Origin of the sequence: Acaryochloris marina MBIC11017 (assembly GCF_000018105.1) — a bacterium.
In the GTDB taxonomy this organism is placed as follows: Bacteria; Cyanobacteriota; Cyanobacteriia; order Thermosynechococcales; family Thermosynechococcaceae; genus Acaryochloris; species Acaryochloris marina.
This window is the reverse complement of the sequence record NC_009925.1, coordinates 3,583,602-3,599,203: the sequence shown is the minus strand read 5'-3', so window position 1 is coordinate 3,599,203 and position 15,602 is coordinate 3,583,602. Positions and strand designations below refer to the sequence as shown.

The following is a 15,602-nucleotide window of genomic DNA, read 5'->3' as shown; positions in this document are numbered from 1 at the left end:
TACTGAGTCTTTTCACACCACGAACGCTGAGAACGTCGAAGATAGGTTTGACTCTATGCGCTATGCCACACGTTGAATAACCATTTTCAAGAACCATCCAAGTACAGCCTCATTTAGCATGTCTTTAATAATGGCACTTTATTTATTGTGACGAATTTGCCTCGAAACGTGGTGTCATCACGACATTAGACAATTCCATTGAGGATAGCAGCTTTGCTCTCCACTATGGCGTCTTCTAAATACCGACTACCAAGCCATTTTAGGTATGGATTGTGCCGTTAGGCATAATCGCCCCAGAGAGATTAGCACCCGTTAGTTTGACCATCACTTTTTTGCCGATACCCATATTGGCCCCGGTAAAATCTGCCCCTCGCAAATCAGCGCCACTTAAATCTGCAGCGGTCAGATTAGCGCCTTGCAAGTTGGCCTGGGTGAGGTTGGCTTGGAGTAGATTGGCACGGGTCAAATTGGCATTTGTCAAATTAGCACCCGCCAGATTCACCTTATGCATAAATGCATCTTTGAGATTGACATTCGCTAAATTAGCTTGACTCAGATTGCGCCCTGAGAAATCCCGCTCTTGTAGATCAGCACCGTGCCAATCGACACCACTGTGGTCTGGCGTCAGAGGGCGCGAGGTAGACTTAGTTGCTGCAGGAGCTGTTTTAGCAGGCGCTTCAGCTCGACCTGTACGCCAACGTTTAGCAGCTCGTTTAGCAGCAGAATCGGTTGCAGCAGGTGGCTGAGGAGGCTTACTTTGGGGCGGAGCAGCCTTTTGCGTCTTAGGCTTAGGAACAGATCTAGGCGGGGGTTGAGTTGCCTTAGTACGCTGCCGAAACTTTTGAGCAGCTTGGGATGGTCGCTCTTTAGGCTTTTGAGTGGTGCGGGGTGGAGCCGTGCGTCTTGTCGTTTTTGCAGGAGCAGACGAGCTGGCCGATCGGGCCTGGCCTGCTGCCGCTGCTTTCTGAGCCGGGCGACGGGCTGACCGCAAGTTTTGACGTCGTTGCAGATAGGATTGCAGATAGTCACGAGCTTCGTTGAGATCTTGTAGCTTGACGATGGCTTTTTGCTGCAAACGCTCGCGGCTTTGGGGAATACGATCGGGGTGCCAAATAAAGACTAAGTCTTTGTAGGCTTGATTGACCTCTTCTAAAGACGCGCCAACCCTCAACTCTAAGGTGCGATAGCATTCATTGAGGTTTGGCATACTCAATTACAGAAGGATGGGCTTAGGCAATACTTTGCTCTAGACAAAGTTTAAGCGGAAGTCACCTTACTTTATTTTGCCTGGTCTTTTTTGAAAAGGGTATAGGGCAAGACAAGACAGGGAATAAACCGCTGTCTCACCTGATTGCGTTCATTATTAAGCTTAATGAACCGTTAGTCGATATAGCCCATCAAGTCGGCTGGATCGTAAATGGGTTCCGTGGCAACGGGGCGATTGTTAGGCAGGTTCGGAGAAGGAACCAAGGGCAAACCCATATTCACAATGGGACGATTACCAACTAAGCTTTCTTCGTCAACAATATCTAATCCAGACCGGATAATAGGGCGGTGGTTCGGTAGGGTATCAGTATCTACCACTTCTAAGTTGACCGCAGTGATCGGACGATTCCCAGGCAAGCTTGAAGTATCTACCACTTCTAAGGTTCTTGCTGCGATGGGTCGATTTTGGGGTAGGGGAGGAGTTTGGTAGAGCTCAATTGCCCCTTCTTCAGATTTTTTCTCGGATGTAGCCATGAGTTGACTCCCTAGACAACGGTATAAGGATGTTTCTTAAAGGGGTGATTTAAAGATTTGATAAGAACAATCACTTCTTTGATCATAATTGAGAACGTTCGATTCAGAATATTAATTCGTGTTTAGGACGCCATAACGTTTAGTTATGAATCTCAGCAATCATGCTGCAGACGATTAAAGCGCTCTTCCATAAAGTTCAGAAACGCAGACGTCGTCGAATCTTTCGCCAAGGACAAACCTTGTCGTGTTTTGTTGCCAGGGATATTCGTCGAGATGTCATGATTCTTGCCGATGCTGACATTGGTTCGGGTTTTATTACAGCAAGGATACGAACCGTCAATGTTCTATGTTCTATATGTCACATCATCTGGTTTCTCTACACCGTTGAGTCCCCCTGAACAAGTCGCCGTTGATCGTCTCTGGAATTGGCGTGGACAGCCTTGGGGCAGTTTGTCTGACGGAACACTTCAAGATGATTATCCAACCCATTCCTGACTGGATTGAGGTTGAATTCCAGAAACCTAGGCCTCTAAATTGCATCAAGGTATAGATAGTCAAACTTCTCATCTTTACCAGACATAAATATGTTGAACCGCAGGCAATTCTTATTGACCGCTGGTAGCGCCATGGGGTGGGTTCTGTGGTCTAACCACCAGATACCCCTACTCGCACAGCCCAAATTTTCGGCCTACCCGTTTAGCTTGGGGGTCGCTTCGGGGGACCCAGAGTCCAATAGCGTCGTGTTGTGGACCCGGCTGGCTCCTGAGCCCTTATCAGGTCAACCCATGCCTGCTGTTGCTATTCCTATTCAGTGGCAAATTGCAACGGATGCCCAGATAACCGAGGTAGTTCAACAAGGAACGGTCCAAGCCCTTCCCCAATGGGGCCATTCAGTACATGTCGTGGTGGACAACTTATCGCCAGGACAATGGTATTGGTATCGATTTCAAGCCGGAGATGAAATCAGTCCCATTGGTCGGACCCGCACTATGCCTGCTTCGGAATCTGAGGCTGAGCACCTCAAATTTGCCTATGTGTCTTGTCAGCACTATGAATATGGCCATTACACGGCCTATGAACACTTAGCTCAAGAAGAGTTGGATTTAGTGTTTCATTTGGGAGACTACATCTACGAAGGGAAGCCAAAATCTGGGCGGCCTCGCCAACATGTCGGCCCTAATCCCATCGACCTCAAGGGGTATCGTTGGCGCTATGCGCTGTACAAGAGCGATCCGCACTTGCAAGCAGCCCATGCAGCATTTCCTTTTATCTGTATTTGGGATGACCATGAAGTCGAGAATGATTATGCCAATGACGAGTCCCAAGGCTTTGAGGAGCCAGCTATGTTCCGACGGCGTCGGCAAGCTGCTTATCAAGCCTATTATGAGCATCTACCCCTACGCCCTACCTCCCAACCCCAAGGGGATCACTTACAGCTCTATCGACGGTTTTGCTTTGGGAATTTAGCTGAATTCCATTGTTTAGACACTCGCCAATATCGAGATGATCAAGCCTGTGATCAAAACGGCAAAGGGGGTGGGCAAGTTGCCTTCAATTGTGACGAGCGCCTGGATCCAAAGCGATCGCTGCTGGGTTTCGAGCAAGAACGATGGCTTTTAGATGGCTTAAAAAATGCATCTACGAGCTGGACGGTCATTGCTCAGCCAATGCTGATGGCCGAGCTAAAACAAGGCATCGGACCACTGGCTGGATATTGGACCGATGGTTGGGATGGCTATGCTGCCACCCGCGATCGCATCCTCGAATCTATCACCCAACATCAACCTAAAAACCCCGTCGTCATTGGTGGCGATATTCACTCGTTTTGGGTCACCGACTTAAAATCCGATTTTCAAGATCCACAATCCCCCGTGGTTGCAACGGAGATTGTCGGCACGTCGATCAGCTCCCGTGGCCCCAATCCTGACCTATTTACCTTGGCCTTAAAAGTGAACCCCCACATTAAGTTCTTTGAAAGTCGGTATCGAGGATATGTAGTTTGTGAGGTCACACCCCAGCAATGGACCGCACAGTTGCGGGTGGTGGATCAGGTCGAGAAGCCAGGCGCCCCCGTGCGCACATTGGCGTCCTATCAGATTAAGAATGGTCAGCCGGGTGCCCAGAGAATTGACGGATAATATCCAACTCACTGCCTCTGCAATCACCTTCTCCTCAAGATCAACGGACTTACTCCGATTTCTCTTTTGCTTTTTTCCCTTTTTTAGTAGAGGCAACGGTATTGGCTGACACTTCCGCCCCCGTATCTAGCTTGGCTCTCACCTGCTGGGTCAGGGACTCCGTAAACTCAGGATTATCCTTCATATAGCGAACTGTATTGTCGCGACCTTGGCCAATATTTTCGCCGTTGTAGCTATACCAAGCCCCTTTGCGGACCAGAATGTCGGTTTCTTCCGCCATATCTAACAGACAACCCAGGGTAGAGATACCTTGACCAAAAATAATGTCAAATTCTCCAATCCGAAACGGAGGAGCCACTTTATTTTTGACCACTTTGACCTTAGCTCGAATCCCAAATTCTTCAGTGCCTTTTTTCAAGGTCTGGATACGACGAATATCTAAGCGCACTGAAGCATAGAACTTGAGAGCATTCCCGCCCGTAGTCACTTCCGGATTACCATAGGTCACGCCAATTTTTTGGCGTAGCTGGTTGAGAAACACCACGGTGCAGCCGGTGCGACCAATATTGCCAGTAATTTTCCGTAGGGCCTGACTCATCAGGCGAGCCTGCAGTCCCATATGGGAATCGCCCATATCCCCCTCAATTTCAGCACGAGGCACGAGGGCCGCAACGGAGTCAATCACCACAATATCAACGGCGGTAGAGCGGACCAGCTGATCGACAATTTCTAAGGCCGATTCCCCGGTATCAGGTTGAGCCACCAGCAGATTTTCCGTATCGACGCCTAGGGCTGAGGCATAGGTGGGGTCAAGGGCATGTTCAGCATCCACAAAGGCAGCAATACCGCCAGATCGCTGCACTTCTGCGATCGCATGCAACGCCAAGGTTGTTTTACCGGAACTTTCAGGGCCATAAATCTCAATCACCCGACCTTTGGGCAAGCCGCCCCCTAAAGCCAAATCCAGGGTTAAAGCACCACTCGAAATCGTCTCCACTTTCATCTGGGTGGCATCACCCAAACGCATAATCGATCCTTTACCAAAGGTGCGTTCGATTTGATTCAGGACGACGCCTAGGGCTTTGTCTTTCTCAGAGTTAGTGGAATTATCAGTGGCCATGAACACCTCAAACGAAATTTAATTGGGCACGCATCACTTTATTGTGCACCATACCAAAGTGCAGAATGACCATCGTTGCCCTTGGCAATTCTGCAAAGAACCAACCCCACAGCCCACCCTAAACAGCCTTTTGATAGAGGCCCCAAAAGATATCACCGCCGATATAAGGGGTTTTGATTTGGTCAGGCATCCAATTCAAGCCTTGAGCTAAAGTCTTTCCCCAAGCCTTATCCATCAGTTGGTATCGCAATACCGATTTCCGATACTGACCATTCATCCACTTACTAGGGCTGCCCCGCGCCACTTCCTGAAACCCATATTGGGCAACCAGACGTTCTAAACCTGGTGGCGAAAACCAATGGGAACGGCTCGGAGGGGTATAAGCATGCCAATTCTGCCCCCGCATCCGCGCCAGAACACTCGATCGATCCCAGGTTTCAATCAGCCAAAATCCACCCGGTTTGGTCACCATGCTGGCCGTATGTAGCGCTAGTTTCAAATTGTAAAAATGTTGGATCACTTGCACCATCATCACCAGATCAAAACGATTTTGGGTGGGATAATTTTCAAGGGTGCCCACGGTCATGTTCAAGTCCAACTGCTGTTGACCAAATTCAGCAAGGCGTGGATTGGGCTCTAACCCTTCTCCCCGCCATCCAGCTGTCATCAGTCCTTGGAGGATAAAACCCGCCGCTGCACCGACATCTAAAACAGAACCCGGCAGCACATAATAAGCTAATCGCTCAGCATAATATTGGCCGAGTTGTTGCAACAATTCAGCTTCTGCTAAGTAATCGATATAGCCTGGGCCATCTCCCTGAAAATATTGGCCATCATAGATCTGGCTAACGCTTTTGGCGGTCGGTTGTTGTTCTGAAAATTGGTGATGACAGCGATCGCATTCTCGTATCCAATAACTATTCTTGCGAAATAAACGCACACTGCTTTGATCGCAAATGGGGCAGGTCAGTTGTAGCGTAGAAAAATTGGTTTCTGAATCCATGCAGTCAATGGGACTAGGGCAAAAAAAGCATCGTTAATGCATTTCGTGTTCTCAAACTTAGGCGCATAAAGTGAGGGATGGTAGTACAGATTTATTCATATCTATATCGTGGATATAACATAGGCTGATAGTAACTCTTGAAGATATAAGGCTCTGACAACCCTAGTAATCAATATCCAGACCGCTATACGAGCAATATGAAGCTGTTTTACCCAGCCCAGAAGGGCACATGTTTCGCACCATCTTCACCCAATATTGCTAACTTTTAACCTTCGATGTGATCTTTTTTCTCCACTAGTTTATATTTATTCAGCCAAATTGTTTTCATCACACCCAAAGTTTGAATTCTATGTTTGGACAAAACTAGACAAAAGGTCCCCAAATGGCAAAGGTGATGCCAGGCGTTTGGATATTCACAAATAACGTTAAGGGATTAGTCGAAAAACAGGCACCCGCTAACTCTTTATCATTTAAAGCATTACGGGCAAACGAATAGAGTTGTCCCTGCTGATTAATACCCCGAATAAATTGTTCACCTCGTCCGTCCTCACACAGGAAAAGATCGCCAAAGGGAGCCATGGTTAAATTGTCAGGATAGTCCAATACCCCTGGATTATTGGGTTCAACAAATAAAGTCAAAGTACCGCCGTCCTTATCGTTAGGGGTATACCGCCAGACTTGGCCGAGGCTAGCAACGCCACCGCTTGTACAACAGAACAGAACCTCGCCTTTACCCAGGCAAATACCTTCCCCACGACTAAATAGCGCAGCCCCTTTGGCATATCCCTCCGCTCGAACGGTATCTGTGACCGGATCAGGATTGTCGATACGCACCCATTCCACAGGTAAGGGTTGGCCGACGGGAATATCCTGTTTGGTATTGAGTTGAGGTTGCCCTTTAATTTTTAAGGCTTCGAGCACTCCTCCAGCCTGTAAATTTTGCGGCTGCTGAGGACGAAAACGATAGAACAGCCCATCCCCACGATCTTCCGTCTGGTAGACAATATTGCTATCGGGGTCGACCGCAACCGCTTCATGGTTAAAACGTCCCATTGCGACAAGAGGCTTGGGTTCCACGGGTCCGGTTGCCTGCATCGGCACTTCGAAGTTATACCCATGCCGTTTACTCACCTCCGGATCACTCTCGGGCGTGGACGTATTCTCTTCACAACTAATCCACGATCCCCAAGGAGTTGGTCCCCCCGCACAATTACGATAGGTCCCTGTCAAAGAAGCATAATGCCGAATTAACTGGCGCTGAGCATTCAGCACCAACGTCGTTGTCCCCCCCGTACATTGAGGATCATAGGCATTGCCCCCCTGCACCGAAGGCGACTGGTTCGGACTTAATTCATGGTTCCGAATCAGAATGGTCGTCTGATTAGGCCCCGAAAAGGCTGCCATCCCATCATGTTTTCCAGGCACCGGAAAACCATCGCTCATCTGCTCTCCCGTATGGGAAAACGCCCGATACTGAAATCCACGGGGCAAATCTAAGAGTCCATAGGGATCGGGAATCAGCGGACCATAGCCTTCTGATTGAATCGATAGCCCCTTAGCCGCTCTCGTAAACAGGCGCGATAGCGGAGCACTGATGATGGTCCCCGTTAAGCTGGCTCCGGCAATGGAGAGGAAATGGCGTCGTGAGAAGTTCAAAACTGTCTCCTATGATGAATAGCGATTTCACGGCTAGAACAATAGTTTGGAGGATAATGGCCAATCTAAAGCCCATCAGGTGGCGTTCATGTCTGGTCAACAAACCTCAGATGGATGAAACTCAAGAGAGTTCAGTACCCAATCGGCGCTTCATATCTTAAAGTGAGATTGCCAAGGCTGTTGCACAATGCAGCACTGACAATCGTTTGCTTGTTTTACCATCGTGTTTGATTCAGCAATTGCCAACCGTTTTTCTACTGAATATGGCAGACACAACCACCTTTGAGCAATCTGTCTACATCGATGCCCCGATTGCTATCGTCGATCAAACCATTACCGACCAAGAGCTGATGCACCGTTGGCTCAATCCTCTCTTAAAGTGTGAACCCGTAGGAGAATGGAGTTCACAGATCGGTAGCCAAACTCGTTTTATGATTCGGATCCCGCTGCTTAACCCTACGTTACAGAGTCGCGTAATTGAACGGCAAGAAGGACTTGTGGTTTGGGCATTTGATGGTTTTTTCCAAGGGCGAGATCGCTGGCAATGCCAACCCGAGATTGGTGGCACTCGCTTGATTAATCGGTTTGAGTTCCGGATGGAGAATCCGGTTGTTGCCTTTGGTTTTCAGACCTTTGCGGCGAAACTGACTCGTCGAGATATGCAGAGTCAGCTACAGCGCCTTAAACAAGTCGCAGAGCAATATTATGCCCAGTCTGAGTCACCATAATTTCCCTTAACCGTCAGGAACATTCCTCGCCGCCCCGTTGTCTTTCAGAATATGCAAGGACAAAGTGCAACATATTTCATGCGAGGACAATCCCATGACTATTCATCGACCAACTTCTCAAGCCGGGTTAGCAGCGCTATTGGCGTTGGGGATTTGTAGTGCTGGTGTTGCACCTCTGATGCAAGCTCTGCCTGTTCAAGCTCAGAGTTTTCCTCGTTCTAGCCGAGTGGCCCTCAGATCCGGTACTGTGATTCCAGCAGCTTACCAAGGGGCTGAACGAATTATTCTCAAGCCCGATGAAACATTGCCCGTGACATTGACAGTGGTTGAGAATGTCCGTAACTCCCGAGGCACGATCTTGATTCCCCGAGGCAGCCGCATTGCAGGGCAACTCGAGCCCAGTGGCGACGGATCTCAGTTTGTTGCCAATACTCTCATCTTGACCAACCGCGAACGGCAGGACATCGACGCTACGTCTGATGTGATTACTCGCAGAGAAGAAATCCGAAAAGGCAATAACGACCGCATTTGGCAAGGGGCACTGGTGGGCGGTGCCGCCGCCGGAGTCTTGGCTGAAATCTTTGGCGATGCAGGCGTCCTAGAAGTTCTAGGCGGTGCAGGTGCAGGTGCATTAGGGGGCTGGTTGTTAGGTCGGCGCGAAAAAGTAGAAGTGGTCGTTATCGATGCCAAACAAGATCTCGATTTAACCTTAGATGAGACCTTAGCGCTACGCTAGTCAATCATGGCTCTTGAGCAGTGTGGCCTGAATGAACTGCACAAACATCAAGAATGCGCATGTCGTTGTTGTTGATCTGTTTGATGGCGTAATACTGATTTAAGGTGACGCTATGCTCATAGGTCTCCTGCTCATAGCTTTCGACCACCGATAGGTTTAAGTTCCCACCTTTCAAATGCCCCGCAAAGCAATCAAAGGAAGACGATGGCATAAAGAAAGCCCCGATCACCCGATTGCGCTTCATTTTAAAAATCAAGTATTCAGTTTGTAGCTGTCCGGGTTCTTGGGATCGCCCAAATAGATGAACGCCATCCTGGAGAGGAGGCTGGGGCAAGGAAACCGCCACAGCCGTATTGGAATTCATATCCTTTACCGGTTCGATCCCCTTTAGGGTGGATTGAGCATTGGCACAGAGGGATGTAACACCCCATACATGCGCCAAGACCACACCACTGAAAAGATACATCGGTAGTCTTGTATACCGTTTGCTCTTCTGAAGTGAGGATTTAGAGATATCAAACCAATACTTATTCATGAGGCTCAATCTGGAAACACAGGGGATCAGTTAAGAACTGAACTGAAAAATAAAGGAATTTAACTAAAATTCTTTTATTACTCTCATTGTCCTCCTGTGAGTCTCATTATTGGTGTGGTTCTTTACAATTGATGAGATATCGATATAAAGCTTTGCAGATTAAGGCTGTATAACGCTTTTCTTGTATTTCCAAAGACAATATCGCGCAATATTTACTTATTTTTTTAATATTTTTGGTCGACAAATAATCTGCTTTTATGCATTGGTATATCCAATTATCAGGAAGAAGCGATTGCCCTGTTCAGGAATATAAACGGGCACTTTAAAAGGGGGTCTGCCTCTTCTTCTTTTCTAGTTTGCTGTATAAAATCATGATATGGGCGTCAACCGATAGAATAAAGAAGATAACAGACTTATTTTGAATATCTTTAATCTCTATCGATATGTTTTGCCCTCAATCAAAGATTTTTGGGTTCAGCCCTATTTCTCGTGCTGTTCTATTGCTGACCATCAGTCTTGGAGGGCTCATTGTCAGTGGCTGTGATCGTCAAATAACAGTCCAATCAACATCCAGGGTTCAGCCCGTCAGACCTTCACCCCCCGTTATTCCCGCACCAGAGTTAACGACTCTAGTGCCGACACAACCGACACCGGGTTCGGATATCCAGCGCCCAGCTCCTACGAAGACCAAGCCTGCTGTGCCTTTCTCAAAGCCAACCAGTCAGGCTTCTTCTTATCAGGCCACTCAGGCTGAGGCACTGGCTTTACCCCCCAAACCAGATCAAGACTCTCCCCGAGTTCCAATTCGAGTTGCGATCGCACAGCAATCCCCCTACTTAGTCATTGGCTCTTCCACCCCCGCTACAGTGGTGGATCAGCAAGGACAGGCTGTCAAACAACTCGTGCCCTCCGCCGCAGAGAACTTTATGGCCCAAGGCGGACAGCTGCGGATCGGTGCCCAGAGCGCCCCCAATGTGGTGTGGATTAAGCCTGAATCGGCGACGGGTTTGGTTTATGTATCCGGCCGGTGGTATCGAGGCGCAGTCCAGGTGGTAGCCAATAACGGCAAACTCACAGGGGTCAATCACCTTGATATGGAGTCCTACCTCTATAGCGTTGTGGGTTCAGAGATGCCAGCCTCATGGCCCCTAGAAGCTCTTAAATCCCAGGCAATTGCCGCCCGCTCCTATGCTTTAGCCCATATTGCGCGTCCAGCTAATCCATTATTTGATCTAGGCGATACTCAACGATGGCAAGCTTATAAAGGCATCGAAACTGAAACAGGATCTACCTTAGCTGCGGTCGAAGAAACAGCAGGCATTGTTCTCTCCCACAACGGTGCAGTGGTGGAATCTCTATATGCCGCCTCGGACCAAATCGTGCGAGAAGTCCACAAAGGGTTTGGTATGAGCCAAAACGGTGCTAATCAATTGGCGCAACGACAATACAACTACCAGCAAATTTTGGCTCACTTTTATCCCGGTACTCGCTTAGCTTGGCTGCAATTTTCGTCCTAACCCATCCGTTTAAGGCTTTGACCGTTGCACTCTGGAATAGATGTGCTATCTTTAGAGCATTCCACACTTGATGTGTTTAAGAATAAACCGTCCAGGGATTAAGGAGGTGATGCCCATGCAAGATAGTAGTAAAATGCAGGGTCATCAAGTTAAGCTAGGTCGGCTGTGTGCCGAGACTGTTCTCTGATCAACTACCTAGTAGTTAATGTCGGAGTTCTTTCGGCAGTCAGACTTTAACTTGAATGATCCGCTAGACCGCTCCCAATTCAACAGACTATCCTAGCTCAGCTAACCAGTTTGTTTCGATTGGGAGCGGATAGTCGTTTAAAGGAGACTCCGCTGACCTGTGGATTTAAAAGTCCTTTATCTGCTGCATCGAATCATTGCCCTCGGGTCTAAGCACCGTTCCCTATTGTCTTTTCTAACGGTGCTGGCGGGATTTATCTCCGTCGATATCCTCTGCACCCGTTTATTTACCCTGTCCAGACAAACCCTAGAGCAAATCTGGCAGGTTTACCCCAATTTTTTAGAGACCCTCGATATTGGCTTTGCCCCTGAGGTATGGCTATCCCTCATTGCCCTAACCCTCGGGACCTTGGTGATTGCCATCTCCGTCGCCGCCCAAACCATTCCCAAAATTGCTGAACTCTACATGCGGGATTGGGTGAGCTTAACCTACATTTGGTTCTTGATGATCGGCGGCAGCCATGCTCTTCTGATCAAGTATTACCAAGATACGGCCAGCATCAGGCCCGCTAGCCTGATGCTGAATCTCTATATCTTTTTACCGGGGTCGATCATCATTGCATTTCCCTATATTTTCTATGTTCTCAAAAGCATTCAGCCAATTACGGTGATCCGCAAGATTGTCGATACCCATATCGCTAATATCCACAAATTGCAACGATCTTCCGTCAACCGCCTCCTCCACAACAATGCTTATCGGGAAGAATGCCAGCGTCGCCTTTTAGAGTCTTTGAACCAGTTAGGCAATTTGCTGGAATATCTGACCTTCAAGGAACCCAAAGCCCAAGCCATTCAAAATATTAGTCTGATGATTCAGACTTACATCACCACAAAGCCCAACATTAATCCCAAGTTCTTTAGAGTTGGACATACGGTTTGCTCTGATATTTCCTTCAAAACCCTGATTGATCAATTCGAGGATCTAGAACGGAGCAAAACCTTTTATGAGCAGAAATGCTTTCGCCTCTTAGGGAATATCTATGTCCATCTCTTGGATGATTCAGAATTCGATTTAGCCTCTCTCTGTGCTTCAGAGATGAGCAACATTGGCCTCAAAGCCATCGAACTGAAAGACGATCAGCTCTTAGAAGTGATTATTGTCCGCTTTAACACCATGTTCCGGTTTGCCCTGAAACATGGGGTGAAACATAATGAGGCCCGCAATCTCTATAATTTGGCCTTTCATTACCGGGCTTTTATTGAGAACCTAGTCACCCACCACCGTCTTCATCATTCCTGGCAGAGCTTTTATTACCTGCGTCTGTATGGGAATGAAGCCTATGGCTACGGTCGCAATAGCTCTGCCATGTATTTCATTGTGGATGTGGTGGCAGCAGAAATGAAAAAAATCTTGGTCCTGGTCCATCAACAGCAATGGTCTGAAGAAATTCAAAAACAGCTGCTCGGCGAGATGCTGCTGGTGGATCGTCCCCCGGAGATTGAAACCGATAATTCTAATCAGGCTCATCTCAATAGTGGGGTACGCACCTTACAAATTTGTCTAGCTCTTTTTTATCTCAAAGAGCAAAAGTATGACTTTGTAGACTGTATTATTGCCGATATTTTGGATGATATTGCCGTTTTGGGGGATAAAGCCTTTCGGCAGCGAATCGAGAAAACTTGCGATCGCTTACGGGCATCTCAACCCAAATTTTGGGAAGATACAGACCGGGGCAATGCCAATCTCTACTACACCCCAAACCAAGACCAAATCAAACCTTTTTTGATGCTATTAGACAAGCGGTTAGCGGAATTGGGCAAATAATCGAGCCTTCTCATACACGCTCATTTCATACCTATCATTTCGGCTAAGACACCTAATAAAACTGCACTGCATACCTAGGGCTTGCTTCGGAAGTCTAAGTTCCAATATTTGCAGTGTATCCAAGTGTTGAGGGCCCTTGAGAAGTGCAAGGAAAATCATTCAAAATATTTAAAACCCTTGCACCTGCAACCCGATGTATCGCCGTCCATCCCCCGGTCAACTGTCCTTTGAGAACTTCTACTTGCCCTTTGGAGGGAAACTTTCAGGAGAGAATCGCTGGGTCAAACTAGCCGAGTTGATTCCTTGGGAGAGCTTTGAGTCAGAATATGCAGACCAATTCAGTCAGACCATGGGGGCACCTGCCAAACCCTTTCGTGTGGCCTTAGGGACCTTAATCATCAAAGAGAAACTGGGTATATCCGACGCAGAGACCGTAGAACAGATTCGAGAGAACCCCTACTTGCAGTACTTTCTGGGGTTTAGTGAATATCGAGAGAGTGCTCCGTTTGATGCCTCCATGCTGGTTCACTTTCGCCAACGGTTGAATCTAGAGCTGCTAGCTCAAGTCAATGACGCAGTCGTGGACTCTGTGCTGGCATCCGAGGGGTCTCCTGTGGCGATGTCCCCTGAGTCATCTCCTCCCTCTGACGATGATGAAGATGAGCCTCCTGCCCCTCCCAACCAGGGCCAATTGTTGATAGATGCGACCTGTGCACCAGCCGATATTCGCTATCCGACAGACTTGGATTTGCTCAATGATGCCCGCAAAGCAAGCGAAGCCATCCTCGATGCTTTATATGCTCAAGTCATGCTGTCCCTCAAGTGCAAACCTCGCACCTACCGCCAGAAGGCCCGCAAAGCCTATCTGGCCATTGCCAAAAAACGTCAACCGAGCCGCAAGCTGATTCGTAAAGGGATTCGTCAGCAGTTGGGCTATGTGCGTCGCAATCTAGCCCATATTGATGGGTTGATAACATTGGGGGCTTCCCTATCCCAATTGTCCCGGCGGCAGTACCGTCTGTTGCTGGTGATTCATGAAGTCTTTCGACAGCAAGAATGGATGTATCAACAGTCAGTACGTCGAGTGGACGACCGGATTGTCAGTATGAGTCAGCCTCATGTCCGACCGATGGTCCGAGGCAAAGCTGGAACACCCGTTGAGTTTGGAGCCAAGCTATCCCTCAGTTGTGTGCGTGGATGTGTGTTTCTGGAGCGCTTGAGTTGGGATGCGTTCAATGAATCCCAGCATCTTCAACATCAAGTGGAAGCCTTTCGTCGTCGCTTTGGCCATTATCCTTTCTCAGTCCATGCTGACCAAATCTATCGGACTCGGGCTAATCGACGATGGTGTAAAGCTCGGGGGATTCGCTTGAGTGGACCGCCGTTAGGAAGACCTCAACAAGACCCACAAGTACAGACCCAACTCAAGCAACAAGCGTGTGAGGATGAAAAGGTGAGGGTCCAGATTGAGGGTAAGTTTGGGCAGGCCAAGCGACGGTTTGGCTTGAATCGAGTGATGGCGAAGTTAGCGGATACGGCTGCCAGTGCGATTGCTATCACGTTCTTGGTCATGAATCTGGAGCGGTGGCTCAGCCACTTTTTATCGTTCATTTTTGGGGTGGGATTGCTGGTTTTGGAAAGCGTTATGGAGCTGTCAGGACTTCCTTGGGGCTTTGCTAGGGCCAGTCAAAGGATATGGCTCTGGCCGTCACAAATGGGTTGCTTGTACGATTTGATGCATGGAATTTGCTCAATTTACTTTCTCAGCAAACCCTACCTAAAATTAAATGTCTTGTTGTTATCGTGGGGAGAACAGGATGGGAGTTACAGAACCGGCCCAAGTCCCTATGAGACTCTCCAGATAGGACAAAAAGGTAGATGAGGCCGACAATACTGGCAACCATAGGCTCAATTCTAATCACAGCCTGCCAGCCAGGGTTCTCTACAAAATCCGCCCCTGTCACAGTTAGCGAAATCGAAGGCTCAAAAGCTGAACGCATTGAGACCATTACCCAGCTATTAGTCACGCAAGAACCACTACCCAGCCCATTGAACAATGCCTACTTTCTGGAAGAAAAAATAGGAGATAACCAGTTGGGACCCAGCGATTATGTCTCTTCTGGCATGCTAGAAATCAAGCCTAACGATCTACCGGCTTGGCGAGGGAAACTATTGCCCCTTAAAGTGCAGCCTGACTATGTTGCCCCCCAGACCTCGCCAGAGTGGTGGGTGAAAGCTGACGACTATTCCTCCTTAGAATCGTTTAAGCTGCGTCCTTATACCCAGCGAATTCATGGCTGGATTGGTATCGACCCTAAAACGAGTAAAATCTACATTTATACCTTCACAACCTGACTCAAAGTCCTAGAGATCAGCCTAAGCAAGTAAAAGCCCTTATTTCAAGCCAGAACACTAATA

General features: G+C 48.2%; 14 protein-coding genes. 8 read left to right on the top strand and 6 right to left on the bottom strand.

The window, feature by feature from the left end:
- Positions 1-259 precede the first annotated feature (259 nt).
- The gene (locus AM1_RS16095; protein ID WP_012163941.1) at positions 260-1,207 is read right to left on the bottom strand and encodes a pentapeptide repeat-containing protein; all 948 of its coding nucleotides are present in this window, start codon (positions 1,205-1,207) and stop codon (positions 260-262) included.
- Between the two features lie 173 nt (positions 1,208-1,380).
- Positions 1,381-1,740, bottom strand: coding sequence for a hypothetical protein (locus AM1_RS16090; RefSeq protein ID WP_012163940.1), 360 nt, complete (start codon positions 1,738-1,740; stop codon positions 1,381-1,383).
- 161 nt (positions 1,741-1,901) lie between these two features.
- Here AM1_RS16090 and AM1_RS41055 point away from each other — a divergent pair, with 161 nt between their 5' ends.
- Both AM1_RS41055 and AM1_RS16085 read left to right on the top strand, forming a co-directional pair.
- Complete coding sequence (locus AM1_RS41055; RefSeq protein WP_012163939.1) at positions 1,902-2,138, top strand: hypothetical protein; 237 nt, start codon at positions 1,902-1,904, stop codon at positions 2,136-2,138.
- 186 nt (positions 2,139-2,324) lie between these two features.
- Positions 2,325-3,878, top strand: coding sequence for an alkaline phosphatase D family protein (locus AM1_RS16085; protein WP_041659906.1), 1,554 nt, complete (start codon positions 2,325-2,327; stop codon positions 3,876-3,878).
- A gap of 49 nt (positions 3,879-3,927) precedes the next feature.
- Here AM1_RS16085 and recA read toward each other — a convergent pair whose 3' ends face one another.
- From recA to AM1_RS16070, 3 genes are all read right to left on the bottom strand, one after another.
- Entirely contained in the window at positions 3,928-4,998 is a 1,071-nt protein-coding gene (recA, locus tag AM1_RS16080; protein WP_012163936.1) for a recombinase RecA, read from the bottom strand.
- Positions 4,999-5,116: 118 nt separating this feature from the next.
- Positions 5,117-6,001 (bottom strand): class I SAM-dependent methyltransferase, encoded by an 885-nt coding sequence (locus tag AM1_RS16075; protein ID WP_012163935.1) that lies wholly within the window; start codon positions 5,999-6,001, stop codon positions 5,117-5,119.
- 363 nt (positions 6,002-6,364) lie between these two features.
- Positions 6,365-7,657, bottom strand: a complete 1,293-nt coding sequence (locus tag AM1_RS16070) for an alkaline phosphatase PhoX (RefSeq protein ID WP_012163934.1) — start codon at positions 7,655-7,657, stop codon at positions 6,365-6,367.
- A gap of 263 nt (positions 7,658-7,920) precedes the next feature.
- Between AM1_RS16070 and AM1_RS16065 the strand changes: the two genes are divergently transcribed.
- Positions 7,921-8,385 carry an SRPBCC family protein gene (locus AM1_RS16065; protein ID WP_010473624.1) on the top strand — a complete coding sequence of 155 codons (465 nt, stop codon included), beginning with the start codon at positions 7,921-7,923 and terminating at the stop codon, positions 8,383-8,385.
- A gap of 94 nt (positions 8,386-8,479) precedes the next feature.
- Positions 8,480-9,121 (top strand): hypothetical protein, encoded by a 642-nt coding sequence (locus AM1_RS16060; protein WP_012163932.1) that lies wholly within the window; start codon positions 8,480-8,482, stop codon positions 9,119-9,121.
- A 4-nt stretch (positions 9,122-9,125) separates the two neighbouring features.
- Here the strand turns inward: AM1_RS16060 and AM1_RS16055 are convergent, their stop codons facing one another.
- On the bottom strand, positions 9,126-9,656 hold the full coding sequence (locus AM1_RS16055) for a hypothetical protein (protein WP_012163931.1): 531 nt from the start codon (positions 9,654-9,656) through the stop codon (positions 9,126-9,128).
- Between the two features lie 443 nt (positions 9,657-10,099).
- On the opposite strand from AM1_RS16055, the gene AM1_RS16050 reads away from it, so the two are divergent.
- The 4 genes from AM1_RS16050 to AM1_RS16035 all read left to right on the top strand — a co-directional run bounded on the left by AM1_RS16050 (position 10,100) and on the right by AM1_RS16035 (position 15,539).
- Positions 10,100-11,173: a SpoIID/LytB domain-containing protein gene (locus AM1_RS16050; RefSeq protein WP_012163930.1), complete on the top strand. Its 1,074-nt coding sequence runs from the start codon at positions 10,100-10,102 to the stop codon at positions 11,171-11,173.
- Between the two features lie 346 nt (positions 11,174-11,519).
- The gene (locus AM1_RS16045; RefSeq protein WP_012163929.1) at positions 11,520-13,184 is read left to right on the top strand and encodes a hypothetical protein; all 1,665 of its coding nucleotides are present in this window, start codon (positions 11,520-11,522) and stop codon (positions 13,182-13,184) included.
- A 193-nt stretch (positions 13,185-13,377) separates the two neighbouring features.
- Positions 13,378-15,066: an IS5-like element ISAcma17 family transposase gene (locus AM1_RS16040; RefSeq protein WP_012163928.1), complete on the top strand. Its 1,689-nt coding sequence runs from the start codon at positions 13,378-13,380 to the stop codon at positions 15,064-15,066.
- Positions 15,063-15,539 carry a hypothetical protein gene (locus AM1_RS16035; RefSeq protein WP_012163927.1) on the top strand — a complete coding sequence of 159 codons (477 nt, stop codon included), beginning with the start codon at positions 15,063-15,065 and terminating at the stop codon, positions 15,537-15,539. Before AM1_RS16040 ends, AM1_RS16035 begins: the two co-directional genes overlap by 4 nt.
- The last annotated feature ends 63 nt before the right edge of the window (positions 15,540-15,602 follow it).